The sequence below is a fragment of the Streptomyces sp. UNOC14_S4 genome (assembly GCF_020740835.1).
In the GTDB taxonomy this organism is placed as follows: Bacteria; Actinomycetota; Actinomycetes; order Streptomycetales; family Streptomycetaceae; genus Streptomyces.
In genome coordinates, this window is record NZ_JAINFC010000538.1 from 1 (window position 1) to 4,981 (window position 4,981).

Genomic DNA, 4,981 nt, shown 5'->3' on the forward strand with positions numbered 1-4,981 from the left:
CACCGCTCCCCACCGGCATCTCACCGAACGGGAAGTAGTGGTCGGCGTAGGACGATTCGTCGCCCCGAGCGGCCGGAACCACCTGCTCCGCCGTGCCCGTCGTGCCCGCCGCACCTCCCGCGTCCCCGCTGCCCGCCGCACCCGGGGAGGAACCCGTGGCACCGTGGGGGCGCCCGCCGCCCCGCCTGTCGTCGGCGAGCAGCGCCAGCGCCTCGTCGGCGGCGCGGTCCAGCGCGGAATCCGCTTCCCTGTCCGTCATTCCGACTCTTCGGCCTCGTCCCCGGCGCCGGGACGCCGCCCTGCCCCGGGCCCGGGCTCCGGGGAGCCCTCCGTTTCCTCCGCCCAACGCCGTGCCAGTTCGGCGGCCTTCCGCGCGAGATCGGCGACCGCCTCGGGGCCGCCGCCCCGCTGTGCGGCCGCGTAGCCGACGAGGAACGTGGTCAGGGGTGCGGCGGGCCGGGCCACACCGTGCGCGGCGTCGCGCGCGAGGTCCAGGAGGGCGGCCGTGTCGACATCGAGGTCGATACCGAGCTCGGCTTTCGCCGCGGAGATCCATTCATCCAGCACGTTCCCATCGTCCCTGATGCGCGCTCGGGCAACCGCGACGTCCTCCCAGGTGTCGCAGTCGAACGACGCGTCCGGGTGCGGGAACCGACGGAGCGCCAGCTCGGCCGTGAGCAGTCGCAGCGGCATACCGGTCAGCGAGCCGTGCTCGGTGGCGATCAACGCGAGTTCACGGCGGAGCGACTCCGTCCGGTACGCCGCCACCAGCGGCTGATCCCTGCCCGTGGGGTCCATGAGCAGCGCTCCGTCCACGTCCGGCCCACCGCGCCCGGCCTCGGCGAGCAGGGCCCGTACGGTCGTGGCCTCCAGGAACGGCAGGTCGGCGGAGAGCACGAGCGTGGTGTCGGCGGTCGTGTGCCGGAGCCCCGCGGCGATCGCGGCGAGCGGCCCGCCGCCGGGCGGCTGCTCGCGCGCCCACCGGACCGCCCGTACGGTCGGCCGACGGGGGCCCACGACGACGGTGTCACCGGCGTCGGCGCAAGCACTCAGCACCCGGTCCAGCAGTGTGCGCCCACCCACGCGCAGCGCGGGCTTGTCCGCCCCGCCGAGCCTCGCGGCCGCCCCTCCGGCAAGCACGACAGCGTCGTAAACAGTCACCCACCGAGTATGTCGGCTCGATCATTCCAGCGGTCCGGCACCCGTACATACGGTCGGTCGGTTCGGGCCACCTGGCCGTCCGGCCGGACGGCCAGGTGGCCCGAACGGTCACGGGGCGAGAACGGTCACGGCGCCCGAACGATCACGGGGCCCGGCGGTCAGATCGAGCGCAGCAGCATCACCGGCCTCTCCACACAGTCCGCCACGAAGCGCAGGAAGCCGCCCGCCGTGCCGCCGTCGCAGACCCGGTGGTCGAACGTCAGGGACAGCTGCACCACGTCCCGTACCGCCAACTGACCCTCGTGGACCCATGGTTTGGGCACGATGCGCCCGACCCCCAGCATCGCCGCCTCCGGGAAATTGAGGATCGGCGTGGAGCCGTCGACACCGAACACCCCGTAGTTGTTCAAGGTGAACGTCCCACCGGTCAGCTCCGCCGGGACGATCCGCCCCTCCCGCGCGGCCTCCGTGAGCCGGGCGATCTCCGTCGACAGCCCGATCGCGCTGCGGGTGTGCGCGTCCCGTACGACAGGGACGACGAGGCCCCGGTCGGTCTGCGCCGCGAACCCCAGGTGTACACCCGGCAGCCGCACGATCTCCCGCGTCCCGGTGTCCACGGTGGCGTTCAGCTCCGGGTACTCCGCAAGGGCCGCCGTGCAGATCCGCGCCAGGAGGGCCAGCAGCGACACGGCGGGACCGTCGCCCGCGTTCATCGCGCGGCGGGCGGCGAGCAGCTCGGTGGCGTCGGCGTCCACCCAGCATGTGGCGTCGGGTATCTCCCTGCGGCTCCTGCCGAGCTTCTCCGCAGCGGCGCCGCGCGCCCCGCGCAGGGGTATCCGCTGTGCTCCGGCCTCCCACTCGCGCGCGCCCCCACCGCTGCCCGTCCCAGGCAGTACGGATCCCTGGAGCACCGTCCCCGAGAGCACCGCTCCCGGCTGCTCCTCCCGCAGGTCTCGCGACTCGCGCGGTTCGCTCAACCCGGCGGCCCGTTCGACGTCGGCCCGCACGATCAGGCCGTCCGGCCCGCTGCCTGGTATCCGCGCGAGGTCCAGCCCCTTCTCCCGCGCGATCCTGCGGACGAGCGGGGAGATGACAGCCCGGGCCGCGGCGACGGCACCGGCCGCCGCGAGCACGGTCGCCGGTCCGGGCGCGGCGGCCGGGACGGCCCCTCGTCCGTCGGCAGGCCTGCGGACCCGACGGCGGCGGGCAGCGGGCGCCTGCGTGCCGTAGCCGACGAGTACGTTCCCCGAACCGCCTTCCGCGCCCGCGGTCCCCGAGGGGCCTGCGGTGTCCGTGGCCATGCCCGTGCTCCCGCCACTCCCGCCACTCGTGTCGCTCCCGGAGCCGGCGACGGTGCCCGTGCCGCCCTCGGTCGCCCCGCCCGCGTCCGCACGCTGTCCGGGGCCGTCGGGCGCCCCCGAACCCGTCGGCAGCGGCTCGCCGACAGCCACCGTCAGCAGAGGCGCGCCCACCGGCAGTGCCGTGCCTTCCTCGCCGAAGCGGGCCGTGACCACACCCCCGTAGGGGCACGGCACATCGACCATGGCCTTCGCCGTCTCGACCTCGACGACCGGCTGGTCCACGGCGACCACGTCGCCCACGTCCACCAGCCAGCGGACCACTTCGGCCTCGGTGAGGCCCTCGCCCAGATCCGGCAGCCTGAACTCCCGCACCACAGCCATCAGGTGTCACCGCCCCCAGTGCTCATCTCCGTCCATTCGGACTCCCACTGCAAGCGGGCGACCGCGTCCAGCACCCGGTCCACGCCGGGCAGATGGTGCCGCTCCAGCATCGGCGGCGGGTACGGGATGTCGAACCCGGCCACCCGGAGCACCGGCGCCTCCAGGTAGTGGAAGCACCGCTCGGTGATCCGCGCCGCGATCTCGCCGCCCGGGCCGCCGAAACCGGCCGACTCATGGACGACCACGGCACGCCCGGTCCGTCGTACGGAGGCGCACACCGTCTCCTCGTCGAACGGCACCAGCGAGCGCAGGTCGACGACTTCGAGGTCCCAGCCCTCCGCGACCGCGGCCTGCGCCGCCTCCATGCAGACCGGCAGGGACGGCCCGTAGGTGACGAGCGTCGCGGACGAACCGGGACGCCGGACGACCGCCCGCCCGATGCCCGGCACCTGCTCCGGCCGCTCGGCGTCCCACTGGTCCTTCGCCCAGTACAGCCGCTTGGGCTCCAGGAAGATCACCGGGTCGTCCGAGGCGATGGCGGCACGCAGCAGCCCGTAGGCGTCGGCGACGGTCGCCGGTGCGACCACGTGGAGGCCCGGTGTGGCCATGTAGTACGCCTCGGAGGAGTCGCTGTGGTGTTCGACCCCGCCGATCCCGCCACCGTAGGGCACCCGCACGGTGACCGGCATCGGCACGGCACCGCGCGTGCGGTTCCGCATCCGGGAGACATGGCTGATGAGCTGCTCGAACGCGGGATAGGCGAAGGCGTCGAACTGCATCTCCACCACGGGCCGCAGCCCGTACATGGCCATCCCCACCGCCGCACCGAGAATGCCCGCCTCGGCGAGAGGGGTGTCCGTGCAGCGGTCGTCGCCGAACTCCTTGGCCAGCCCGTCGGTGATCCGGAAGACCCCGCCGAGGGTGCCGACGTCCTCGCCGAGGACGTGCACGGACGGGTCGTCGGCCATGGCGTCGCGCAGCGCCCGGCGGAGCGCCTGCGCCATGGTGGCGGGCTGCCGGCCCGTCCTGACGGCCGTGGTCATCATCGGGCCCCTTCCCGCTCCGTGCCGGGCTCCCCCGCGGCGGCCAGCTCCGCCCGCAGCATTTCCGCCTGTTCGCGCAGTTGGGCGGTCCGTTCTGCGTAGACGTGGTCGAACAGCTCCATCGGGTCCAGGACCGGGTCCTGGTGCATCCGCTCGCGCAGGTCCGCGGCGAGCCGCTCGGCGGCCTCCCGTTCGGCCCGGATGCCGTCGTCGTCGATCAGCCCTCTCCTGGCCAACTCCCCTTCCAGCAGGTCGATCGGGTCGTGGGCGCGCCAGGTCTCGACCTCGGCGTCGGTGCGGTAGCGAGCCGCGTCGTCGGCGTTCGTATGGGCGTCGATGCGATAGGTGACGGCCTCGACCAGGGCCGGACCCGCGCCCGCCCGCGCGTGGCGCACCGCCTCGGACAGCACCTGGTGGACGGCGGCCGCGTCGTTGCCGTCGACGAGGCGGCCGGGCATGCCGTAGCCGACCGCCTTGTGCGCGAAGGACGGCGCGGCGGTCTGCTTCGCCAGGGGCACCGAGATCGCGAAACCGTTGTTCACCACCAGAAAGACGACCGGGGCCTGCCATACGGCGGCGAAGTTGAGGGCCTCGTGGAAGTCGCCCTCGCTGGTGCCGCCGTCGCCCACCATGGCGAGCGCCACCACGTCGTCCCCCTTGAGCCGCGCGGCGTGCGCGAGCCCCACGGCGTGCGGCAACTGGGTGGCCAGCGGGGTGCACAGGGGGGCGATGCGGTGCTCGCGGGGGTCGTAGCCGCTGTGCCAGTCGCCCCGCAGGAGGGTGAGGGCCTGCACCGGGTCCAGGCCCCGGACGACGGCCGCGAGGGTGTCGCGATAGCTGGGAAAGAGCCAGTCCCGCTCCTCCAGGGCGAGCGCCGCGGCGACCTCGCACGCCTCTTGGCCGGTCGACGAGGGATAGACGGCCAGCCTGCCCTGGCGGGTGAGGGCGGTGGCCTGGCCGTTGTACCTCCGGCCGCGCACCAGGTGCCCGTACAACCGCCTCAGCAGCCCCGGGTCGAGGCCGGCCGCCGCCTCGGTGCCCAACAGGCGGTACGGCTCCGCGTCCGGCAGCAGGGGGGCCGGATCGGTGCGGGGC

The 4,981-nt window shown here is 74.2% G+C and carries 4 protein-coding genes and 1 pseudogene; all 5 read right to left on the minus strand.

The window, feature by feature from the left end:
* Positions 1–259: pseudogene (locus K6I34_RS31450) on the minus strand (hypothetical protein); the annotation flags it as partial.
* Complete coding sequence (locus K6I34_RS31455) at positions 256–1,161, minus strand: NTP transferase domain-containing protein (RefSeq protein ID WP_229331284.1); 906 nt, start codon at positions 1,159–1,161, stop codon at positions 256–258. The pseudogene K6I34_RS31450 and the gene K6I34_RS31455, both read right to left, overlap by 4 nt.
* 158 nt (positions 1,162–1,319) lie before the next feature.
* Positions 1,320–2,843: a dihydrolipoamide acetyltransferase family protein gene (locus K6I34_RS31460; protein WP_229331285.1), complete on the minus strand. Its 1,524-nt coding sequence runs from the start codon at positions 2,841–2,843 to the stop codon at positions 1,320–1,322.
* Positions 2,843–3,889, minus strand: a complete 1,047-nt coding sequence (locus K6I34_RS31465; protein ID WP_229331288.1) for an alpha-ketoacid dehydrogenase subunit beta — start codon at positions 3,887–3,889, stop codon at positions 2,843–2,845. Before K6I34_RS31465 ends, K6I34_RS31460 begins: the two co-directional genes overlap by 1 nt.
* On the minus strand, positions 3,886–4,981 hold a 1,096-nt coding region (pdhA, locus tag K6I34_RS31470; RefSeq protein WP_229331290.1), incomplete at its 5' end, for a pyruvate dehydrogenase (acetyl-transferring) E1 component subunit alpha. The genes K6I34_RS31465 and pdhA, both read right to left, overlap by 4 nt.